Source organism: Nocardia coubleae NBRC 108252, assembly GCF_001612805.1.
Taxonomy (GTDB): Bacteria; Actinomycetota; Actinomycetes; order Mycobacteriales; family Mycobacteriaceae; genus Nocardia; species Nocardia coubleae.
The window spans coordinates 130,367-150,476 of sequence record NZ_BDBD01000027.1 but is presented as its reverse complement, the minus strand read 5'-3'; the positions used below and the strand labels follow the sequence as shown (position 1 = coordinate 150,476).

21 protein-coding genes are annotated in these 20,110 nt (G+C 69.0%); 11 read left to right on the top strand and 10 right to left on the bottom strand.

Annotated elements, in window-relative coordinates; all coding sequences use genetic code 11:
• Positions 1 to 187 precede the first annotated feature (187 nt).
• On the top strand, positions 188 to 955 hold the full coding sequence (locus tag NCO8_RS28155; RefSeq protein ID WP_067644140.1) for an SDR family NAD(P)-dependent oxidoreductase: 768 nt from the start codon (positions 188 to 190) through the stop codon (positions 953 to 955).
• Between the two features lie 55 nt (positions 956 to 1,010).
• On the opposite strand, the gene NCO8_RS28150 is transcribed toward NCO8_RS28155, so the two are convergent.
• The 4 genes from NCO8_RS28150 to NCO8_RS28135 all read right to left on the bottom strand — a co-directional run bounded on the left by NCO8_RS28150 (position 1,011) and on the right by NCO8_RS28135 (position 7,258).
• Positions 1,011 to 1,460, bottom strand: a complete 450-nt coding sequence (locus NCO8_RS28150) for a GNAT family N-acetyltransferase (RefSeq protein ID WP_067644137.1) — start codon at positions 1,458 to 1,460, stop codon at positions 1,011 to 1,013.
• A 50-nt stretch (positions 1,461 to 1,510) separates the two neighbouring features.
• The gene (locus tag NCO8_RS28145; protein ID WP_067644134.1) at positions 1,511 to 3,232 is read right to left on the bottom strand and encodes an FAD-dependent oxidoreductase; all 1,722 of its coding nucleotides are present in this window, start codon (positions 3,230 to 3,232) and stop codon (positions 1,511 to 1,513) included.
• 260 nt (positions 3,233 to 3,492) lie between these two features.
• Positions 3,493 to 5,451: a molecular chaperone HtpG gene (htpG, locus tag NCO8_RS28140; RefSeq protein ID WP_067644131.1), complete on the bottom strand. Its 1,959-nt coding sequence runs from the start codon at positions 5,449 to 5,451 to the stop codon at positions 3,493 to 3,495.
• 13 nt (positions 5,452 to 5,464) lie between these two features.
• Entirely contained in the window at positions 5,465 to 7,258 is a 1,794-nt protein-coding gene (locus NCO8_RS28135) for a TM0106 family RecB-like putative nuclease (protein ID WP_084457546.1), read from the bottom strand.
• 133 nt (positions 7,259 to 7,391) lie between these two features.
• On the opposite strand from NCO8_RS28135, the gene NCO8_RS28130 reads away from it, so the two are divergent.
• From NCO8_RS28130 to rraA, 7 genes are read left to right on the top strand one after another with little or no spacing between them, the layout of a single operon-like run.
• Positions 7,392 to 8,063, top strand: a complete 672-nt coding sequence (locus NCO8_RS28130) for a DUF6474 family protein (RefSeq protein WP_067644129.1) — start codon at positions 7,392 to 7,394, stop codon at positions 8,061 to 8,063.
• Between the two features lie 4 nt (positions 8,064 to 8,067).
• Positions 8,068 to 8,613 carry a hypothetical protein gene (locus NCO8_RS28125; RefSeq protein WP_067644126.1) on the top strand — a complete coding sequence of 182 codons (546 nt, stop codon included), beginning with the start codon at positions 8,068 to 8,070 and terminating at the stop codon, positions 8,611 to 8,613.
• A gap of 40 nt (positions 8,614 to 8,653) precedes the next feature.
• Positions 8,654 to 9,304, top strand: a complete 651-nt coding sequence (locus tag NCO8_RS28120) for a YcnI family copper-binding membrane protein (protein WP_067644123.1) — start codon at positions 8,654 to 8,656, stop codon at positions 9,302 to 9,304.
• On the top strand, positions 9,304 to 9,939 hold the full coding sequence (locus NCO8_RS28115) for a copper resistance CopC family protein (RefSeq protein ID WP_084457545.1): 636 nt from the start codon (positions 9,304 to 9,306) through the stop codon (positions 9,937 to 9,939). The genes NCO8_RS28120 and NCO8_RS28115 overlap by 1 nt, the downstream gene beginning before the upstream one ends.
• Positions 9,940 to 9,945: 6 nt before the next feature.
• Positions 9,946 to 10,866, top strand: coding sequence for a CopD family protein (locus NCO8_RS28110; protein WP_067644120.1), 921 nt, complete (start codon positions 9,946 to 9,948; stop codon positions 10,864 to 10,866).
• A 30-nt stretch (positions 10,867 to 10,896) separates the two neighbouring features.
• A complete protein-coding gene (locus NCO8_RS28105) occupies positions 10,897 to 11,352 on the top strand; it encodes an SRPBCC family protein (RefSeq protein ID WP_067644117.1) in 456 nt (151 codons plus the stop codon).
• A 13-nt stretch (positions 11,353 to 11,365) separates the two neighbouring features.
• Positions 11,366 to 11,854 (top strand): ribonuclease E activity regulator RraA, encoded by a 489-nt coding sequence (gene rraA, locus NCO8_RS28100; protein ID WP_067495230.1) that lies wholly within the window; start codon positions 11,366 to 11,368, stop codon positions 11,852 to 11,854.
• 20 nt (positions 11,855 to 11,874) lie between these two features.
• On the opposite strand, the gene NCO8_RS28095 is transcribed toward rraA, so the two are convergent.
• Positions 11,875 to 12,096 (bottom strand): RNA-binding S4 domain-containing protein, encoded by a 222-nt coding sequence (locus NCO8_RS28095; protein ID WP_067495227.1) that lies wholly within the window; start codon positions 12,094 to 12,096, stop codon positions 11,875 to 11,877.
• 160 nt (positions 12,097 to 12,256) lie between these two features.
• On the opposite strand from NCO8_RS28095, the gene lysX reads away from it, so the two are divergent.
• From lysX to NCO8_RS28080, 3 genes are all read left to right on the top strand, one after another.
• Positions 12,257 to 15,496 (top strand): bifunctional lysylphosphatidylglycerol synthetase/lysine--tRNA ligase LysX, encoded by a 3,240-nt coding sequence (gene lysX / locus NCO8_RS28090; RefSeq protein ID WP_245655541.1) that lies wholly within the window; start codon positions 12,257 to 12,259, stop codon positions 15,494 to 15,496.
• 150 nt (positions 15,497 to 15,646) lie between these two features.
• Positions 15,647 to 15,967, top strand: a complete 321-nt coding sequence (locus NCO8_RS28085; protein WP_133734150.1) for a hypothetical protein — start codon at positions 15,647 to 15,649, stop codon at positions 15,965 to 15,967.
• Between the two features lie 102 nt (positions 15,968 to 16,069).
• A complete protein-coding gene (locus tag NCO8_RS28080; RefSeq protein ID WP_067644340.1) occupies positions 16,070 to 16,687 on the top strand; it encodes a histidine phosphatase family protein in 618 nt (205 codons plus the stop codon).
• Positions 16,688 to 16,735: 48 nt separating this feature from the next.
• Here the strand turns inward: NCO8_RS28080 and NCO8_RS28075 are convergent, their stop codons facing one another.
• The 5 genes from NCO8_RS28075 to NCO8_RS28055 all read right to left on the bottom strand — a co-directional run bounded on the left by NCO8_RS28075 (position 16,736) and on the right by NCO8_RS28055 (position 20,089).
• Positions 16,736 to 17,635, bottom strand: coding sequence for a cutinase family protein (locus tag NCO8_RS28075; protein WP_084457544.1), 900 nt, complete (start codon positions 17,633 to 17,635; stop codon positions 16,736 to 16,738).
• Between the two features lie 190 nt (positions 17,636 to 17,825).
• Entirely contained in the window at positions 17,826 to 18,197 is a 372-nt protein-coding gene (locus NCO8_RS28070) for a hypothetical protein (protein ID WP_067644111.1), read from the bottom strand.
• Between the two features lie 10 nt (positions 18,198 to 18,207).
• Positions 18,208 to 18,720, bottom strand: coding sequence for a roadblock/LC7 domain-containing protein (locus NCO8_RS28065; RefSeq protein ID WP_245655534.1), 513 nt, complete (start codon positions 18,718 to 18,720; stop codon positions 18,208 to 18,210).
• A complete protein-coding gene (locus tag NCO8_RS28060; protein ID WP_067644108.1) occupies positions 18,717 to 19,712 on the bottom strand; it encodes a MarR family transcriptional regulator in 996 nt (331 codons plus the stop codon). Before NCO8_RS28060 ends, NCO8_RS28065 begins: the two co-directional genes overlap by 4 nt.
• Positions 19,709 to 20,089, bottom strand: coding sequence for a hypothetical protein (locus NCO8_RS28055; RefSeq protein WP_084457559.1), 381 nt, complete (start codon positions 20,087 to 20,089; stop codon positions 19,709 to 19,711). The genes NCO8_RS28060 and NCO8_RS28055 overlap by 4 nt, the downstream gene beginning before the upstream one ends.
• Positions 20,090 to 20,110 lie beyond the last annotated feature (21 nt).

Genomic DNA, 20,110 nt, shown 5'->3' with positions numbered 1-20,110 from the left:
ACACCCCCGAACGCTATGGTGCATTATTGGCAGAAGGCCGATAAGGCCGCAAAACCACCAAGTTCGCGGCGCGTCCCCGCCTCTGGACTGACCGAAGGGTGCGACGAAGGAGTGCCCGTAGGGAGGGAAGAGGCGGGGTTTAGCGCCGCGAACCGCGGCGCCAGCCGCCAATAACACAGGAGATTTTGTGGAGATTTCTGGTTCCGCCGCAATCGTCACCGGAGGCGCGTCCGGTCTCGGCGCCGCTACCGCCAAGCGCCTGGCCGAGGCGGGTGCCACCGTGTTCGGTCTCGACATCCCGCAGTCCATCGAGCGCGCGGGCGACAGCGTGCCCGACGGTGTCACCCTGATCGCCGCCGACGTGACGAGCAACGACGAGGTCGCCGCTGCCGTCGCCCGGGTGACCGAGGGCCCGGCGCCGCTGCGCATCGTGGTGAACTGTGCCGGTGTCGGCTGGGCGGGTCGCATCCTGTCCAAGAACGGCCCGCACGATCTCGAGCTGTTCCGCACCGTCATCACCGTGAACCTGCTCGGCACCTTCAATGTGATGCGGCTGGCGGCCGACGCTATCGCCAAGACCGAGCCGGTGGACGAGTACGGTCAGCGCGGCGTGGTCGTGAACACCGCGTCGGTGGCGGCCTTCGAGGGCCAGATCGGTCAGATCGCGTACTCGGCGTCCAAGGGTGGCGTGCACGGCATGACCGTGCCCGCCGCGCGTGACCTGGCGCAGTTCGGTATCCGGGTGAACACCATCGCCCCCGGCATCATCGATACCCCGATGCTCGCCGGCGTCACCGAGGACTACCGCAAGAACCTCGAGGCGGGCGTCCCGTTCCCGTCGCGGCTGGGCCGCCCCGACGAGTACGCCCAGCTGGTGGAGTACATCGCCCGCCACGACTACCTCAACGGCGAGACCATCCGCATGGACGGCGCCCTGCGCATGGCGCCCAGGTAAGCAGTTCGAATACCGAACGGCGCCCTCCCTTTTCGGGAGGCGCCGTTCGGCGTTTCTACAGGACGCGCTCGAAGGTGATGAGGGCGCGGCCAGGTCCGTTGTAGTTCGCGACCGGTCCGGTCACCGTGAAGCCGAGGCTGCGGTGGAAGTCGATCGAGGTGTAGTTCGACGGTGAGGTGATGGCCGACACCAGTTTTCGGCCGTCGGCGCGCACGATCGTGAAGAACTCGTCGTAGAGGGTGCGGCCGAGGCCGGATTTGCGGGCGTCGGGGCGCACGGCGACGAAGTGGATGTAGGCGGCGTCGGCGTGTGCGGGTGAGCCGAAACCGATGAGGAATCCGGAGATTCCGGCGTCGTCGGTGGCGATCAGGCTGGTGCGATGGAAGTGGTCGAGGAACATGCGCGGCAGGTTGTGCGTCACGGCCCGCCCCCACCAGTCGTCGACCACCCCGATCAGTTCGTCGTAGTCCTCGGGACGTGCTCGCCGGATCTCGTGCCCACCCATACGTCCATGGTGGACCGAAATCGCTTATTCGGCACGGTGTTCGATCCGGTTCACGCGCCGACGGCCGACCGGTCCACCGGTTCGATGGGCAGCCGCAGGGCCGCGGGGGCACCGGCGGGCACAACGGGAGCACGCGGTGGGACCGGCGCGATCCGGCGGTACGGCTCCCCCATCGGCGGCCGCGGATCGGCCTCGCCCCGGTTCGGCCACAGCGCGGCCGCGCGTTCGGCCTGCGCGGCGATGGTGAGTGACGGGTTGACGCCCAGGTTCGCCGAAATGGCCGAGCCGTCCACGATGCTCAGTCCCGGATAGCCGTGCACCCGGTGGTAGGGGTCGATCACGCCGGTGGCCGGATCGGCGCCGATGGCGCAGCCGCCGATGAAGTGCGCGGTCATCGGAACACCGAAGACATCGGGCCAGGTGGTGCCCGCGGTGGCGCCGAATTTCTCGGCGACCCTTCGGGTCACCTCGTGCCCGGCCGGAATCCAGGACGGATTGGGGTGGCCGTACCCCTGCTTGCTGGTGTAGCGGCGGCCGAACAGCCCACGCTTGGTGTAGGTGGTGATGGAGTTGTCCAGGCTCTGCATCACCAGCAGGATCAAGGTCCGCTCGCTCCAGCGTGTGGTGCGCAGCAGGCGCACGGTGCGGATCGGGTGACGGCCCGCGATGCCGAGCACCCGCAGCCAGCGCGGTGTGCGCTGGTCGCCGTCGACGAGGTAGGTGTTCAGCAGGCCCATCGCGTTGGAACCCCGGCCGTAGCGCACCGGTTCCACGTGGGTGTCGGGCGTCGGGTGGAACGAGGAGGTGATCGCCACCCCGGTGGTGACCTCGATGTCGGGATTCACCGTGGTGCGGCCCGCGCCGAGGATGGCCTCGGAGTTGGTGCGGGTGAGCACACCGAGGCGCGGCGACAGCGCGGGCAGGACGGCGCGGTCGCGCATGCGGAACAGCAGTCGCTGGGTGCCCCAGGTGCCCGCGGCGAGCACCACGCGGTCGGCGGTGAACGTGGTGCGCTGCTTGCGGATCCAGCTGCCGGTGCGCTCGGTGTCGACGAGCCAGGTGCCGTCGGTTTGCGGACGCAGGGCCGTCACGGTGGTCATCGGCAGCACCGTGGCCCCGGCCTGCTCGGCCAGCCCGAGATAGTTCTTGACCAGCGTGTTCTTGGCGCCGTGCCGGCAGCCGGTCATACATTCGCCGCACTTCACGCAGCCGGTGCGGGCGGGGCCGACACCGCCGAAGTACGGGTCGGCGTCGGTGCGGCCCGGCTCGCCGAAGTAGACCGCGACGGGAGTCGGCACGAAGGTGTGCCCGACGCCCATCTCCTCGGCCACCGCCTTGATGACGGTGTCGGCCGGGGTGTGCAATGGGTTTCGGACCACCCCGAGCATGCGGGTGGCCTGTTCGTAGTGCGGGGACAGTTCGGCTTCCCAGTCGGTGATACCCGCCCACTGCTTGTCACCGAAGAACGCCTCCCCCGGCTTGTACAGCGTGTTGGCGTAGTTGAGCGACCCGCCGCCGACACCGGCTCCGGCCAGGATGAAACAGTCGCGCAGGCGATGGACGCGCTGAATGCCGTAGCAACCGAGTCGTGGCGCCCACAGGTAGCGGCGCAGGTCCCAGTTGGTCGCGGCGAAATCGGCGTCGGCGAACCGGCGGCCCGCCTCGAGCACGCCGACCCGGTATCCCTTCTCCACCAGCCGCAGCGCCGTGACGCTGCCGCCGAAACCCGATCCGACGATCAGCACGTCGTAATGGGTGTTCACGTCCACCATTGTCGCGAGCCTACGAGCCGGGCGCCGAACCGTAATCCGGCTCGACTGTCCTTGCCCGAGGCCATATATCGGCGCACGCACGACTGGGAACTGTCACAACACCGCCGAAGCACGGAGGCGCCTGCCGCAGGCGACCATCCAGCCGTGAGACCACGGCCTCAGCCGCCGGCGGGAGCTGCTGCCGCACCCCAGGCGAGGAGCCGCCCCGACGAGAGCTGCTGTGCCGCGGCACAAGCAGTCACGCCGAGGGCGGCATCGTGTCACACGGTGCGGGTGAGACGCTCGGTCAGCAGGTGGGCGAAGCGGGCCGGGTCCTTGAGTTCGCCGCCCTCGGCGAGAACGGCCGTGCCGTACAGCAATTCGGCCGTCTCGGTGAGCTCGGGGACCTTGCCCTCGTCGGCGTCGGACTTGCGCGCGTCGTAGGCGTCGCGCAGACCGGTGACCAGCGGGTGGGTCGGGTTGAGCTCGAGGATGCGCTTGGACTCCGGCAGCGCCTGGCCCGACGCGCGGTACATGCGCTCGAGCATCGGGGTGAAGTCGAAGACGTCGCCGACCAGGCAGGCCGGTGAGGTGGTGAGCCGGTTGGTCAGGCGCACCTCCTTGGCGACCTCGGAGAGGGTCTTGCCAAGCCAGGCGAGCAGGTCGGCGAAGTCCTTGTCCTGCTGTTCGCGCAGGGCCTCGGTCTCCTTCTTCTCCTCCTCGGTTTCCAGGTCGACCTCGCCCTTGGCGATGGACTGGAACTTCTTGCCGTCGAACTCCGGCACCGAGCCGACCCACATCTCGTCGACCGGGTCGGTGAGCACCAGTACCTCGAGCCCCTTGGCCTTGAAGGCCTCCAGGTGCGGCGAATTCTCCACCTGCGCACGGCTTTCGCCGGTCATGTAGTAGATCGCGTCCTGGCCGTCCTTCATCCGCTCCACGTACTGGGCGAGCGTGGTGAGCTCGGACTCGGAGGCGGTGGAGGCGAAAGAGGAGACGGTGAGCAGGGTTTCGCGGTTGTCGGTGTCGGAGAGCAAGCCCTCCTTGAGAACCCGGCCGAACTGGGTCCAGAAGGTCTGGTACTTGGTCTGATCCTCGGCCGACTGCAGATCCTTGACCGTCGAGAGCACCTTCTTCACCAGGCGCTTGCGGATCATCTGGATCTGGCGGTCCTGCTGCAGGATCTCGCGCGACACGTTCAGCGAGAGGTCCTGCGCGTCGACCACACCCTTGACGAAGCGCAGGTACTCCGGCATCAGCTCTTCGCAGTTGTCCATGATGAACACCCGACGCACGTAGAGCTGCACGCCGCGCTTGTGCTCACGGGTGAACAGGTCGAACGGCGCGGTCGAGGGCAGGAACAGCAGCGCCTGGTACTCGAAGGTGCCCTCCGCCTTCATCGGGATGATCTCGAGCGGATCGTCCCAGGCGTGGCTGACGTGGTGGTAGAACTCCTTGTACTCCTCGTCGGTGACCTCGCTGCGCGGGCGCGTCCACAGCGCCTTCTGCGAGTTCAGCGTCTGGTCCTCGACGACGGTCTTCTCGACCTTGTCCTCGCCCTCGCCCTCCATCACGGTCCGCTCGACCTGCATGCGGATCGGCCAGGCGATGAAGTCGGAGTACTTGCGGACGATCTCGCGCAGCTTCCATTCCTGCGTGTAATCGAAGAGGTGATCGTCCTCGTCGGGCTTCTTCAGCGCCAGCGTCACCGAGGTGCCCTGCGGTGCGTCGGTGACGGTGTCGATCGTGTAGGTGGAGCTGCCCGCGGCGGCTTCCCAGCGGGTGCCCTCGGTCTCGCCCGCCTTGCGGGTGGTGAGGGTGACCTTGTCGGCGACCATGAAGGTCGAGTAGAAGCCGATACCGAACTGGCCGATCAGCTCCTCGGCCGCGGCGTCGGACTTGGCTTCGGTGAGTTTGCGGCGCAGCTCGGCGGTGCCGGACTTGGCGAGGGTGCCGATCAGATCGATCACCTCGGCACGGGACATGCCGATGCCGTTGTCGCGCACGGTCAGGACGCGCTCGTCGCGGTCGACCTCCAGCTCGATGTGCAGATCGGCGGTGTCGGCGACGAGGTCCTTGTCCTGGAACGTGGCCAGCTTGAGCTTGTCCAGTGCGTCGGAAGCGTTCGAGATCAGCTCCCGCAGGAACGTGTCTTTGTTGGAGTACACCGAGTGGATCATCAGCTCGAGGAGCTGGTGGGTCTCGGCCTGGAACTCGAGTGTTTCGACTGCTTCTGTCACGCCGACAATGTTATTACCGGGCGAAGTCCTTGAGCGAGGGAACCTCAACTACAGCTCTAGTGGTCATCCATTCGCGCAGCACCTGGGTGGCACGCACGTCGTCTTCGTTGTATTCGAGCAGCCGGGTGCGCTGGGACATGTCGCTGTCGGCGTCGTAGCCGACCGCGCGGCGGTACCAGCCCATCGACGCCTCACCACCGGCTTCGGGATCGCGCCAGCCGAATCCGGCCACCGGGGCGATCTTCTTGAGGCCCTTGCCGTTCGGGCAGATGAACTGGTCGGTGACGGCCTGGAACATGTCGACCCACTCGGGTGAGTCGACGAAGGCGCGCACCTCCTCGTGGGTGGGGATTCCGGGTCTGCCCGCGAAGCGCCGCGCCGACTCGTAGAGCCACTTGTCCTCGGCGGTACGCGAATAGCAATAGGCGGCAAAGGTCTTGCCCGCCGCGTGGGCCTGCGCGCGCTGCGCCATCAGCCAGGTCCAGAACTCGCCGAAGGAGCGGCCCTCGTCGTCGGTGGGCAGCGGGTCCCAGGTGACGAAGGGGCGGTACACGTCGTCGAGCAGGGTGCCCCAGAGGTAGGCGCCGTCTTCCTGGTAACTCTCCAGATCGACGTCGATCTCCACGTCGGCGCGGCGCACGCTGACGGTGTCGAAGCGCCGGACCAGCGGCGCGCCGGCGATCCAGGCGCGCGCGGTGACGACGGTCTCGGTGAACGGGCCGTGCTGCCAGTCGTCGGGTTCCTCGCCGACCCAGGCGGCCAGTTCGTCGATGGTCTGCACGCCGTGCACGCGCAGCACCTCGGCCCGCGAACCGGGCGCGACCAGACTCACGTCCCGCATCGCCGCCAACACGCCCTCGCACCCGGGCTCGGCAGTGCCTGCCTGCTGCGCTCCCGAGGGCCCTGCGTGGTCACGCTCCGCTACCTCCTCCGGGCCCGCCGGTCGCTGCGCCGGATCGGGGCCACGCACCCACCAGGGGCATTGCCTGCACTCGGGCACCTTCGACGGCTGGGTGGGCAGTTCGCCGCGCACCACCGCGATGCGGTCGGCGTAGCGCAGGTCGTAGTCGGCGAGCACACCGGTGAGGTCGTGCACGAGGATGCGGTCGAACGCGAGACCGATGGCGCCCCCGACCAGCGCGGGACTGGCCAGCCCGTGGCGCTGCAACATCCGGTAGAGGTGGGCGAGGCGCTGCTGGTCGCGCGGCTGGGGTCGCAGCTTCACGTGCTTGTCGCGGCGCGGCTCCCAGCGGAACAGGTCCGAGGTGAGCGGGTGGAAATCGGCCGGGTCGGGGCGGCGCGGGTCGGTGACCTTGTGGTTGACGACGATGATCGGGATATATCCGCCGCGATCGGCGTCGCGCAGCAGGAACTCGGCGCCACCACGGCGGCCGGTGTCGGGTTCCTGGGGCAGCAGGCCACCCCAGATACGCGACGCGCCCGCCCGCATCGCGGCCATGGTCGCGTCGGCGCGCGCACCGGCACGCAGCGCCGGATCGATCACGACCCAGTCGTCCGGGGCGGCGCCGACCAGTTCGTCGCGGACCTTGGTGCGATACGCGGTGGCCGCCTCGCGCCGCTGCTGCACGCCCGGGTCTTCCCTGACCTCGGCGAGCATGCCGGGGTTGGCGGCGTCCAGGCGCAGCCGGTGGCGGCAGCCGATGAGCGAGCGCGCGTCGAGGAAGGCCGCCGGGGAGCCGCCGCGAGCAGCCGAAGTGGCCGTTGTCGGCTCGGTTTCGAGCGCGGCGGAAGCCGGGGCCGGGATCGTCACCGGCCCGCTGTCGAAGTTCTCCTCGGCTGCACGCACACCAGCAGTATGGTCCTTACCCCCGACACATTGCCCAATCGCTACCCTGATCCCACTACGCTACGAAGTACGGCAGGCCGGTCCGGACGGCGCTGCCTCGTGACTTGGCGAGCATGACGGAGGGCCTGATCTCATGGGGTTGTTCAGCAAGCGTAAGCGGCGGCCAAGTCGTCGCGCGGAGGCGAAGGCGCTCAAGCACAAAGCCGCCGTCGAGGCGAAACTCAGCGCCAAGAACGAGCGCAAGGCGGCCAAGGCGGGCGAGCGGACCACCCGCCGCGCGCTGAAGGCGCAGACCCGCACCGAGGCCAAGGTGGCCAAGGCGCAGATCGCCGCGCTGCAGGCCGAGGAGAAAGCGGCACAGAAGCTGGCCGCCAAGGCCGACCGCGAACTGTTCAGCGCGGCCCAGATCCGCAAGTACATCGGGGTGGCGCGGGTGCTGATCCCGGTGCTCGCGCCGCTGGCCTACCGTGGCGCCACCCTGGTGCGCGGGCAGCTCGACGCGCGCAAGGCACAGCAGCTCGGCATCGGCCTGGACCAGCTCGGCGAGTTCAGCGGCCACGGCGCCCGCCTGCAGGCCCGCATCACCAACACCGAGAACGCGCTGGACAAGATCGCGGCCGACTCCCCCGACGGCGAGACCAAGAAGTTCGTCGAGGCGGCCCGTTCGCGGCTGACCGACCTCACCGTCGCCGTGCGCACCGCCGAGCAGATGCCCGCGGCGCGCCGCAAGGCCGTGCACACCTCCATCTCCACCGAACTGTCGGTGCTGGAGAACGACGCGCTGGCCCGCCTCGGCGTCCGCTGAACCTGTGACGACGCCGCAGCTCACCTCCCGCCTGCGCGGTGGTGGCTGCGGCGTACTCGTCGGCGCGCTCGCCGTCGCCGCGCACGGTATGGCCGGTGGTGGGGTGCCGCGCTCGGCAGAAATCGCGCTGTTGCTGCTGGTTTCGCTCGCGACGGGCGCGTTCGCCGGGCGCCGGGCTCTCCCCACCTTCGCGCGTCGTGCCGATACCGGGTGGTTGCGGGCAGCGGGAGCACTCCTCGGCGGTCAATGGGCCGGGCACTACGCGCTGACCGGAACGCTCGATCATCACGGCGGCGTTCTCGATGTGCTGCACCTGCCGAGTGCTCCGATGGTCGTGGCGCACCTGCTGGCCGCGTTCGTCTGTGCGGCACTGATTCTCGTCGCCGAACGGCTGTATCTCGTTGCGTCGGGCGTGATCCGGGCGGTACTCACCGTTCCACGACTCGACGTCACGCACCGTGCCGCGCGCTGGACGGAAACCGTCGACATCGTCCTCGGCACCCGCCTGGAAGGTGTGCGATGTCCGCGCGCACCGCCGCTGTCCGCCTGATCTCACTCGACATCAGAACTCTTCGGACAGAAGGCATTCCATGCACAACTTCATCACCCGTGGGACGGCAACGGCCGGTCTCGCGGCCGCACTCGTGCTCGCCGCCTGCGGTTCGGCGGCGGCGCACGTCACCGTCGACGCGCCAGGCGCCGCCAAGGGCAAGTACACCGTTGCCACCTTCAAGGTGCCCAACGAATCCGACACCGCCTCCACCACCTCGGTGAGCGTCACCGTGCCGAACCTGAAAAGCGTTCGCACCGAACCGATGCCGGGCTGGTCCTCGCGCATCGAACGCAACGACAAGGGCGAGGCGGTGGCCGTCGCCTGGACCGCCGAGCCGGGCAACCCCGGTGTCGGACCGGGCCAGTTCCAGCGTTTCGTGCTCTCGCTCGGACCGCTGCCCACCCAGGACGAGGTGACCTTCCCCGCGCGGCAGACCTACAGCGACGGCAAGGTCGTCGCCTGGGATCAGCCGAGCACGGGCGGCGCCGAGCCCGAATACCCCGCGCCCACCCTGGCACTCAGCGAATCGGGTGGTTCCGACGGCGGTGACCACCACGTCGCCACCGACGAGCCCGCCGAAGCGGAGTCCGACTCGGTGGCTCGCTGGACCGGCGGTATCGGCCTGGCGCTCGGCCTGTTCGCCGCCGCGCTCGGTCTCGGGCTCGTCGCGCGGTCGAGGAAGTCGTGATGGAACGCTGTCAGACTCCTGCGGTGTCCGGGCGCTCGCGACAGACCTCGCCCCAGGTCGTCGTGCCGAACGAGGTTGTGGCCGAGATCAATCGATCGGCACGGCGGCGCCTGGCGCGGCGGTTCGCCGTCACCCTGGTCGCCGGCCTGTTCGCCCTGATCTTCGGCGCGACCGGCATCGCGAACGCGCACTCCGGTGCCGTGAGCAGTGTTCCCGAGGACGGTTCGTCGATCGAGGCAGGCCCCGCACGCGCGAGCATCACCTTCAACGAGGAACTGCAGCAGACGTTTCCGTCGCTGACGGTGGTCGGTCCGGACGGGCGCCTGTGGTCCAAGGGCAAGCCGGTGGTCGAAGGTCGCACGGTGAGCGTGGAAGTGGGTGAACTCGGGCCGGTCGGCGAATACACCATGGCGTTCCGGGTGACCTCCGCCGACGGTCATCCCGTCAGCGGGACGCGGACCTTCACCCTTACCAAGGAAGGCACCGGGACACCGGGCGCCAAGCCGGGCGAGGACGAGGGCTCCGACGGCGAGGAGTCCGGTGGCGTGCCCGTGTGGGTGTTCGTCGCCGGTGGTGTCGTGCTGTTCGGCGTCGGTCTCGCGGTGGCGCTGCTCGGTACCGGCCGCAAGAAGTAGCCGCGGATGACGACCGGAGGCCGGTGGCGAGTGCTCGGTCCGGTCGTCGTCGCCGCGCTCGCCGGGGTGGTGCTCGCCTGGATACTGCGCCGGACCGGCGGTTTCCCGGCGGCGGCGGGTGCGCGGGTAATCGCCGACGGCGCGGGCGCGACGGTGCTCGGGTTGACCGCGCTGCCCCGGCTCGACCACCGGCTCGCGGTGGCGTGGCGGCCGGTCGCGGTGCTGGCCACGATCTGGCTGGGCGCCGAGTTCACCCTGCTCGTGTGCGAGGCGGCGGACATCGTCGGCGTGCCGGTGCACGAACTCGCCGCGGGCGAATTCGGCACGTTCCTCGGCAGGCTCAGCGGCGGGCAGATCGGGATCGCCATCCTGTTCTGCACCGCCGCCGTCGCCTGCTACGCCGCGTGGGCGTTCCGCAGGCCCGACGACGCCTCGGCCGACCTGGTCCTGGTGTTCGCGGCGGTCGCGCTCGCCCTGCGACCCATCACCGGGCACATGTCGCAGCAGGTGCTCGGATCGGTGCTCGTCGCAGTGCACGCCCTGGCCGCGGCGGCGTGGTTCGGGCTGCTGCTCGCGCTGGCACTCGTGGTGCGCACGCGCGGCGGCTGGGCGAACGCGCTGCCCCGCTACTCGACCGCCGCCGCGCCGCTGGTCGCGGTGATCGCGGTGACCGGGCTCATCGACGGCCTCGTCCGCCTCGGCTCGGTGCCGGCCCTGGTGACCACCGGCTACGGACGGATCATGCTGGCCAAGGTGGTCGTGCTCGCGATGCTCGCCGGGCTCGGCTGGTGGTGGCGGCGCACCTGGGTGGGCCGGGCCGCCGAGCACCGCGTCACCGCCGACGTGTCGGTCCGCAACGCGGCGATCGAGGTGACGCTCATGGCGGTGGCGCTCGGCTTGGCCGCCACGCTGGCCGTGACCGCTTAGACGCCATACAAACGCATTACAGTTGCCGGTATGAGCGACGTGAGGATTGTCGAAGACTGCGCAGCGCCGGCCGAGACGGCATTCGCCTTTGTCAACGACTATCGCAACCTGCCGAAATTCTGGTACGGCATCGAGTCCTTCACCCCGGTCACCGAACAGACCGAAGGTGTGGGCGCGAAGTTCGACGGGAAGATGAAGCTCGGCCCCGCCTCGCTCACCTCCCGCATCGAAGTGGTGCGCTGGGAGGAGGGCTCGGTGATCGGCACCAAGTCGATCAAGGGATTCGAGATCCTCTCGACATTCGTCTTCACGCCCAAGGGCGCCGACACCAGCACCATCGACGCGCACATCCAGTACTTCGTTCCCGGCGGTATCGCGGGCAAGATGCTCGGCCGGACCATCGAACCGTTCATCAAGATCGCCGTGAAACACACCACCGAGGCCCTCATCAGCGAGATCGAGAAGGCCCACCGCCCGACCACCTGACACAATCGGCGTCATGACCGAATCAGCGAATGTAGTGGCAACCGCCGATCTGGCCGATGAGATCGGCCCCGAGATCCGCAGCTGCGATACCCAGTTCATCCAGTTCGGTGGCCGTCAAGCGTTCGCCGGGCGGATCACCACGATCCGTTGCTTCCAGGACAACCTGCTGGTCAAGCAGACCCTCGGCGAGCCGGGCGAGGGCAAGGTGCTGGTCGTCGACGGCGGGGCGAGCGTGCACACCGCGCTGGTCGGCGACATCATCGCGGGCCGCGGCGTGGACAACGGCTGGGCGGGCGTCGTCGTCAACGGCGCCGTGCGCGACTCGGCCATCCTGCGCACCCTCGACATCGGGGTGAAGGCGCTGGGCACCAACCCGCGCAAGAGCACCCAGACCGGCAGCGGCGAACGCGACGTGCCGGTGGAGTTCGGCGGCATCACCTTCGTGCCGGGCGAGATGCTCTACAGCGACCACGACGGCGTCGTCGTCCGCGCGGAGGACTGAGAACTCGCACAGGGTGCGGGTCAGCCCTCGCTGACCCGCACTTTGTGTCCGGCTAGGACAACCACGTCGCCGACCTGCAGTTGCCTGCCGCGGCGCAGTTCCACCTCGTCGTTGACCCGGACCAGACCCTGGGCGATCACCGACTTGGCCTCCGAACCGGAATCGATCAGGTTGGCCAGTTTGAGGAATTGCCCGAGCCGGATGACCTCGTCATCGATCGGCACGTCCACTGGTTCCGACATGCGCTAATACTTACCCCGTCGGGAAATCCGGTAGTCCACCGGGCCCCACGGTGACGAACACGCCGTCGGCGACCCCCTGCGGTTCGCACCCGCGGGCACGCACACTGGATCGGTGACTTCCACGCGGGCCGAGCAACACCCCAGCAGCTCTGTCGACCGGGTGCCCCATCGCGCGCACGGCAGGTTCTCCGAGGTACCGCACATCACCGGGCTGGTGCTCGGCGTGTTCGCGGTGCTGTGCGCGCTCTGGAGCCTGTCACCGGGGTTGCGGCAGCTCACCGAGGTGCCGCGCGATTATGTGGACACCCACTATTTCGACGCGCCCGACACGAGCCTGGTGTGGGCGCTGGTCGTCGGGTTGCTGGCCGGTGCGGCGGCGAGCCGCAAACGGGTGGCGTGGTGGTTGCTCGTCATCTATCTGACGCTGTACGCGATCACCAACATCGTCGACTACGCGAGCACGCGGGAGCTGGATCCGCTGGTGGCGTTCGTCGTGCACGGTGTGGTGCTGGCGATCCTGATCGCCGCCCGCGCGGAGTTCTACACCCGGGTGCGGCCGGGTGCGGTGCGCAAGGCGCTCGCGGTGCTGGTCGGCGGCTGTGCGTTCGGGTGCCTGCTGGGTTGGGGTCTGGTCGAGCTGTTCCCCGGTTCGCTGCCGCGTGGTGCGCAGCGACCGCTGTGGGCGGTGTCGCGGGTGACCGCGGCCGTCCTGGTCGACAACGAACACTTCGACGGGCGCCCGCCGGGCTGGGTGGATTTCGTGCTCGGCCTGCTCGGCGCCCTCGCGCTGATCGCCGCCGTGATCGTGCTGCTGCGGTCGCAACGGGCGGACAACGCCATGACCGCGCTCGACGAGTCCGCGCTGCGCGGCCTCCTCGCGACCGGCGACGTGGACGACTCGCTCGGCTACTTCGCCACCCGCCGCGACCGCGCGGTCGTCTTCGCCCCGAACGGCAAGGCGGCTATCACCTATCGCGTGGAGCTGGGCGTCTGCCTGGCGGCCGGTGATCCGATCGGGCCGAAACAGGGCTGGCCGCAAGCTGTCCGGGCCTGGCTCGAGCAGGCCGACCGCTTCGGCTGGGCACCGGCGGTGATGGGTGCCAGCGAGCAGGGCGCGCTGACGTATCAGCAGGCGGGTCTGTCGGCGCTGCGCCTCGGCGACGAAGCCGTGCTCGACACCCGCACATTTTCGCTGGCTGGCCCCGCCATGAAGCCCGTGCGCCAAGCCGCGAACAGATTGCGCAAGAACGGCTTCGGAATCAGGGTGCGCCGGGCGAGCGAGATATCGCCTGCCGAATTCGCCGAGGTGATCGCGCGCGCCGACGCCTGGCGCGACACCGAGACCGAACGCGGTTTCTCGATGGCGCTCGGCCGCCTCGGCGACCCACTCGACGGCGACTGCCTGCTGGTCGAGGCCATCGACCACGACGAACGGGTCCACGCGATGCTCTCGTTCGTGCCGTGGGGACGCACGGGGGTGTCACTGGAACTGATGCGCCGTGATCCCGCGAGCCCCAACGGCGTGATGGAGCTGATGATCTCGCAGCTCGCCCTCGATGCCGATCAGTACGGCATCACCAGGATCTCGCTGAATTTCGCGGTTTTCCGCTCGGTGTTCGCCGAGGGCGGCCGCATCGGTGCCGGACCGGTGCTGCGCGCGTGGCGCGGTGTGCTGCTGTTCTTCTCGCGCTGGTGGCAGCTCGAGGCGCTGTACCGCTCGAACGTGAAGTACCACCCGCGCTGGGTGCCACGGTTCTTCCTGTACGAGGACCGCAGGCAACTGCCACGGGTCGCGATGGCGAGCGGACTGGCCGAAGGGTTCCTGCCGCGCCTGGGCCCACAACCCGACCCGGCTGTCCACACCGGGACAACGCCCGCCGTTCCGGCGACGGTCACCGGCCTGCACGCCGACGGCAGCGCTCCCGACGACATCGACGCCGGCGAGGAGTCCGGCCCCCGCCGTCCCGAACAGGTCCGCGTGCGGATGACCACCCTCGACCGCCTCGCCGCGAGCGGCGTCGACCCCTACCCCGCCGCCTATCCACCCACCCACACCATCGCCGACGCACGCCGCTGCCCGCACGGGACAACCGTGCGCGTGGCCGGTCGGATCACCCGCATCCGCGACTACGGCGGGGTGATCTTCGCGGTGGTCCGCGACTGGACCGGTGATATCCAGCTGCTCATCGACCGCGAACGGGTCGGTGCACGCGCGGGCGAATTCAGCGCCGACTTCGACCTCGGTGACCTCATCGAGGTGAGCGGCCGGATCGGCACGAGCAGACGCGGCGAACTGTCGCTGCTGGCCCAGGACTGGCGGATGAACGGCAAGTGCCTGCACCCGCTTCCCGACAAATGGCGTGGCCTCACCGATCCGGAGGCCAAGGTCCGGCGCCGCTACGTCGACATGGCGATCAACGCCGACAGCCGCGAACTGCTCGCCAAACGCAGCGCCGTCCTGCACTCGCTGCGCGAGTCACTGCACGACTGGGGTTTCCTCGAGGTGGAGACACCGATCCTGCAGCAGGTTCACGGCGGCGCCAACGCCACCCCGTTCCGCACCCACATCAACGCCTACGACCTGGACCTGTACCTGCGCATCGCGCCCGAGCTGTATCTCAAACGGCTGTGCGTCGGCGGGATCGAGAAGGTGTTCGAGATCGGGCGGACCTTCCGCAACGAAGGCGTCGACTACAGCCACAACCCGGAATTCACCATGCTCGAGGCGTACGAGGCGCACAGCGACTATCTGCGGATGATGCAGCTGTGCCGCCGTCTGATCCAGGACGCGGCGGTCGCGGCCAACGGCGCCGAGGTGGTGCTGCGCCCCGACGGCACCGAGGTCGACATCTCCGGCGAATGGCGGGTGCGCACGGTGCACGGCGCGCTGTCGGAGGCCCTCGGCACCGAGGTGACCGCCGCGACCGACCTCACCCGTCTGCGGGAGCTGTGCGACACGGCCGGTGTCACCTATCAGCGCGGCTGGGACGCAGGCCAGGTGGTGCTGGAGATGTACGAGCACCTGGTGGAGGCGAAAACCACCGAGCCGACGTTTTACCTGGATTTTCCCACCTCGGTCTCACCCCTGACCCGGTCCCACCGCAGCACCGCGGGCGTGACCGAACGCTGGGATCTGGTGGCCTGGGGAGTCGAGCTCGGCACCGCCTACAGCGAGCTCACCGACCCCGTCGAACAGCGACGCCGCCTCACCGAACAGTCCATGCTCGCCGCCGGTGGCGACCCCGAGGCGATGGAGCTCGACGAGGACTTCTTGCAGGCCCTCGAACACGCCATGCCGCCGACCGGCGGCCTCGGTATCGGGGTCGACCGGGTGGTCATGTTCATCACCGGACGCGGCATCCGCGAGACTCTGCCGTTTCCGTTGGTGAAACCGCGCTGAAATCGGGTACACGGATCTCGGCTGTAAACGATCTTGCGCGACACAGCGATGAACCACTGCGTCCTGCGGTTTTCCGAACGAAACTCGCAGCGACAGCAGTACTCTCGGATGTTCCGGCACCGGGAGGATGCCGGGACAACACACCATCGGATGGGGAAGAATATGTACCTTGACCTGCTGACATCGGCCGCACTGGTCGACCCACAGGTGCTCGCGGGCAGCATCGACACGCTCGCCGGCTCGGACCTGGTCACCGAACTGGCCGCGAAGAAGAAGGGCAAGAAGAGCAGCAAGGGTCTCATCATCGGCGGCGTGTGCTGCCTGCTGGTCGTCCTCGCCATCGTCGGCCTCGTCTTCATGCTCAAGAACAAGAAGAAGAACGACCAGCCGCCGAACCAGCCGCCCTACGGCGGCGGCCCGGGTCAGGGTGGTCAGCCGCCTTACGGTCAGCCGCCGTACGGCCAGCCATGATCTGATGTCGCCGGGCTCGCGGCAGCGCACACGCGCGCCGCGGGTCCGCACTCTGCCGCCCTGGACGGACAAGACGCCCCGTCATGGGGCACAGTGGGTGACGTGCAGCTGATTCTCGTGCGTCATGCCCAGCCCGACAAGGTCGTCGCAAGTACCACCGCCGCCGATCCCGGTCTCACCGATATCGGTCGCCGTCAGGCCGAGCGGGTCCCTGCCGCGCTGGCCGCCCACGAGATCACCCGCATCGTGTCGAGCCCCCAGCGCCGCGCCCGCGATACCGCCGCACCGACCGCGCTCGCCCGCGACCTGCCCGTCGACATCATCGACGATCTCGCCGAATACGACCGCGATCTGCCCGCCTACATCCCGATCGAAGACGCCAAGACCGAATTCGCCGACGCCTACACCCGGATCAAGGCCGGTCTGCTGCCCGAGCAGATCGACGGACCCGCCTTCACCCGCCGCGTGCTGAACGCCGTGGAACAACTCGTGGCCGCCACCCCGCACACCGAGACGGTCGTCGCCTTCGCCCACGGCGGGGTCGTCAACGTGCTGCTCGCCGACATCCTCGGCCTGGCCCGTCCGCTCACCTTCCCCGTCGACTACTGCTCGATCACCCGGATCCTCTACTCGCGCAGCGGCGCCCGAACGGCGGCGACGATCAACGAGTCCGGCCACGTGTGGGATCTGCTGCCGCGCAACCTCACCCGCACCACATAGAAAAGCCGGGTGCGAGAAACTTCCGCACCCGGCTTCACCTGCGAAAACTCAGGCGTGCGAGGCGATCCAGTCGCGCATCCAGGTGATGGCGGTATGTCCGCCACCCACCGAGTAGCTGCCGTACAGGTGGTGTGCCTGCGACTTGTAGAACTGCTCGAGATCCTTGGCCCGCTTCTGGTTCGCCGCGTCCGAGAGCTGCGCCTGCAGCACCGGCACACCGCCGTGGGCCATCAGATCCTGCATGATCGCGCCCGCCTCGATCTGGTAGCGCCACATGTTCGCCGGGTTGGCGTCCGAGCTCTGCGCCAGGAAGCCGGCGAACCGGGTGACGAAATCGTCGGTCGCGGTGGCGCAGTACAGGTCGTCGACCGCGCAGATGGTGCGGGTGCGGTCGCTGAGCCAGCCGAAGCCGCCGGGCCGCGCGCCACCGGCGCCCGCGCCCTGGGCATGCGGGCCGACCTGCACGTCGCCCGGTGCGCGACGCGGATCGGAGATCAGGCCGACCGCGGCCACCCGATCGGCCGGAATGGTGCTGAGCCCGGTGCCGATCTCGGCCGCGAGATCACCCGCGGCGTCGGCGCCCTGGCTGTAGCCGACGAGGGCGGCCTTGGTGTCGCCGCACTGCGCGAGCTTGGCCGAGATGAGGCCGCGCGCCGAATTCACCGCCTGCTTCTTGGAATTGCCGTAGACATCGCCCTCCCACGGGAAGGCGGTCGCCGCGTAGGTCACATAGTCGACGTCGACATTGCGCGGCAGCCCGTTGGTGACGCCGGACAGCATGCCGGGCCCCGGCGGCTTGTCGATGCCGGTCTCCCAGGTGCCGGGAATGGCGACGACGTAGAGACTCGGGCAGGCAGGCGCCGCGCTGGCACTCCCGCTGCCGACAACGATTCCGGACAACATCGCCGCGGACGCACCGAGCGCCGCGACAATCTTCTTCACCTGCATACCGCTCCAGTTCCACCTTGCTCGCCGCTGGAGAGCAAACCCCGTTTTACGTGTGGCTCCCAGACCTCGCCGCGAATCACAATAGAGGTACCGCCACGCCTGTGCCACATGAGTATGACGAGCTTGTCCGATCGTTGTGACAGAATTCATTTCGGCCGAGTGAGCCCCGCGCTCACCCGGCCCGCGCGGCCTAGACCTCGAGGTCCTCCTCGATGCCCTTGAGCCGGTGGCGGGCCAGGGCGAGGTTGGCGCGGGAGCGGTCGAGCGCCAGATACAGGAACAGCCCCTTGGACTTGCGGCCGGTCATCGGGCGGATGATGTGGTACTGGCTCCCGAGGGTGATGAGCATGTCCTCGATCTCTTCGTTGAGGCCGAGCTGCTCGATGGTCCGCAGCTTCGCGCGCACCACTTCGGTGTTCCCGGCCGCGGCGATCTGCAGATCCAAGGACTTGCTGCTGCTGAGCATTCCGAGGGCCATGCCACTGCTGTAGTCGACGACCGCGGCGCCGATCGCGCCGTCGATCACCATCATGTCCTTGAGCGCCAGATCCATATTCGACATGTCGTACCTTTCAATCGTGCGCCGCCGCCAGATGAGCGGCGATGGCGCGAGCTACCGGACGCGACTCCAGGTGGAGCCGGCCGACGTTCACATCCGGGCCCGCGAGCACGGTGAGCGCGGTGTACCCGGCGGCGTAGATCACCACCTGCCCGTCGCTGCCGTGCACGACGACCTCGTTGAAACCACCGCCGTGCGCGGTGCTCGCCAACCGGTACGACAGCGACAGCTGTGCGGCGGCCAGCGCCGCCATCCCGGCCGGTTCGATATGGGCGGGTAGGTCGTGTTCGATGAGCAGGCCGTCGCTGGAGGCGACGACCGTGCCGGTGAGGTGGGGGACGCGCTCGCGCAGGGCGGTGAGCTCGGCCTGAACGGCCGGGTAGCTCTGCGGCAACGGTCGTGTGGTCTGGTCCCGGCCGTACGGGGTCGGACCCGTGAGCTCCGAACCGGTCGGCTCACGTTCGGGCAGCGGCATTTTGGTCAACCTTCCCCTCCACTCGCCGAGCAGCTTCCTGCGCCCGGTCATGCCAGCTCCGCCAACGCCGTTCTGATGCGGATCAGGAGCGCACGATCCACCTGCTGCCAGGGTTGGTCTACCGGGGGTGTCCAGGAGTAGGTGTCCGCGCCGCGGGAGTTCCGATCCGCCGTCCGGGCGGTCGTGCCCGGAGTCGGAGTTGTCGCGTCGGGGGTCCGGGCGGCCGCGCTCGCTTCCTCGACGAGCGCGTGCCTGCCCGAAGTCGGTGGGGCGACCGGTGCGGGGACGCGGCGCGGAAGCGGCGGTCCGGTGCCTGAATTCTGCTGTGCAGCGGCGTAACCGGCGCGCGCCGCGTGGCGACCCTGCTCGGGCGGCGGCGCCGCGGCGAGGTGGCGGGTGCGACGCTCCTTGGCGTCGACCGACTCCGGCGCCTCGATCAGCCCGGCTCTGGTCAGGTCGCGGACGGCGACGAGGCAGCCGTAGGTGGTGCGGCCGAGCTCGCGGGCGATGTCGGCGATGGTGCGATGGTTGTCGGCGGCGGCGAGCACTTCGGCCTGGCCGACGGTGAGGACCGTGCGTTTGCGACGTGCTCGATGTGTGGGCGAGACGGGGACCGTCGACACCATGTCGGCGGTCCACGGACCGGCGTCGGGGCGTCGGCGCCGCGCGCATTCGCTCACCAGTGCGTGCGGCGCGATCCGGCACACCGGAGCGAGCCAGTGCTCTTCCGTCGGAATGAATTCCGCTTCGGCTTCGGTTTCGAGCAGAAAGTAGGCGGCGTCGTAGGCCGAGAGCCTGGCGAGGGTCTCCAGGCGTGGGCGGCGCAGCAGCGCACCCGGCTCGCCCGCGCGGGCACGGCGCAGGTCCTCGTCGGTCGCGACACCGGCCTCGACGGCCAGCCGGTCGAGACCGATGGTGCGCCGGCAACCGACGGAGGCGACAGCGCCGCGGGCCAAATGGAATTCGCCGTCGCCCGCCCGCAATATCCCGGTGGAGCCCTGTTCTTCGAGCCGCTGGAGTTCTTCGGCGAGGGCCGCGCTCATCGGCGCGCCATTTCTTCCAGCGCGGCCTTGAGCTGATAGCGCGCCATTCCCAGATTGGCGGCGGCGCCGTCGAATACCGCGTGGACGAAAAGCCTTCCCTCGAAATCGCCGTCGAGCAGGTGCAGCAGGTGAAAGCCCTTGTCGCGGCAGACGATCAGCTCACGGACATCGTCGTCGGCGGCGGTGCTCGAGAGCGCGGTGCACGCGAGGACCGTCCGCATGACGTCGGTGGTCCCCGCGGCGTCCTCGTGCTCGTCGACGAGGTCGTGCGCACCGACGGCGGCCACCGCCAGCCCGCTGGCACCGTCCACCAGCGTCACGCCGCACGCACCGGGGATCTCCATGATGCGTTTCAGGCAGCCGTCGAGAGAATTCACCCGCACCCCCGGTCTGTCCTC

What these genes read in the sequence shown, in the direction of transcription:
- NCO8_RS28110 (WP_067644120.1), top strand. Translation starts at nt 9,946, where the DNA reads ATGACGACCGGAGGCCGGTGGCGAGTGCTCGGTCCGGTCGTCGTCGCC.
- rraA (WP_067495230.1), top strand. Translation starts at nt 11,366, where the DNA reads ATGACCGAATCAGCGAATGTAGTGGCAACCGCCGATCTGGCCGATGAG.
- NCO8_RS28115 (WP_084457545.1), top strand. Translation starts at nt 9,304, where the DNA reads ATGGAACGCTGTCAGACTCCTGCGGTGTCCGGGCGCTCGCGACAGACC.
- NCO8_RS28065 (WP_245655534.1), bottom strand. Translation starts at nt 18,720, where the DNA reads ATGACCGGGCGCAGGAAGCTGCTCGGCGAGTGGAGGGGAAGGTTGACC.
- NCO8_RS28145 (WP_067644134.1), bottom strand. Translation starts at nt 3,232, where the DNA reads ATGGTGGACGTGAACACCCATTACGACGTGCTGATCGTCGGATCGGGT.
- NCO8_RS28085 (WP_133734150.1), top strand. Translation starts at nt 15,647, where the DNA reads ATGGGGAAGAATATGTACCTTGACCTGCTGACATCGGCCGCACTGGTC.
- NCO8_RS28075 (WP_084457544.1), bottom strand. Translation starts at nt 17,635, where the DNA reads ATGCAGGTGAAGAAGATTGTCGCGGCGCTCGGTGCGTCCGCGGCGATG.
- NCO8_RS28130 (WP_067644129.1), top strand. Translation starts at nt 7,392, where the DNA reads ATGGGGTTGTTCAGCAAGCGTAAGCGGCGGCCAAGTCGTCGCGCGGAG.
- NCO8_RS28105 (WP_067644117.1), top strand. Translation starts at nt 10,897, where the DNA reads ATGAGCGACGTGAGGATTGTCGAAGACTGCGCAGCGCCGGCCGAGACG.
- NCO8_RS28120 (WP_067644123.1), top strand. Translation starts at nt 8,654, where the DNA reads ATGCACAACTTCATCACCCGTGGGACGGCAACGGCCGGTCTCGCGGCC.
- NCO8_RS28070 (WP_067644111.1), bottom strand. Translation starts at nt 18,197, where the DNA reads ATGTCGAATATGGATCTGGCGCTCAAGGACATGATGGTGATCGACGGC.
- NCO8_RS28150 (WP_067644137.1), bottom strand. Translation starts at nt 1,460, where the DNA reads ATGGGTGGGCACGAGATCCGGCGAGCACGTCCCGAGGACTACGACGAA.
- NCO8_RS28060 (WP_067644108.1), bottom strand. Translation starts at nt 19,712, where the DNA reads ATGAGCGCGGCCCTCGCCGAAGAACTCCAGCGGCTCGAAGAACAGGGC.
- NCO8_RS28095 (WP_067495227.1), bottom strand. Translation starts at nt 12,096, where the DNA reads ATGTCGGAACCAGTGGACGTGCCGATCGATGACGAGGTCATCCGGCTC.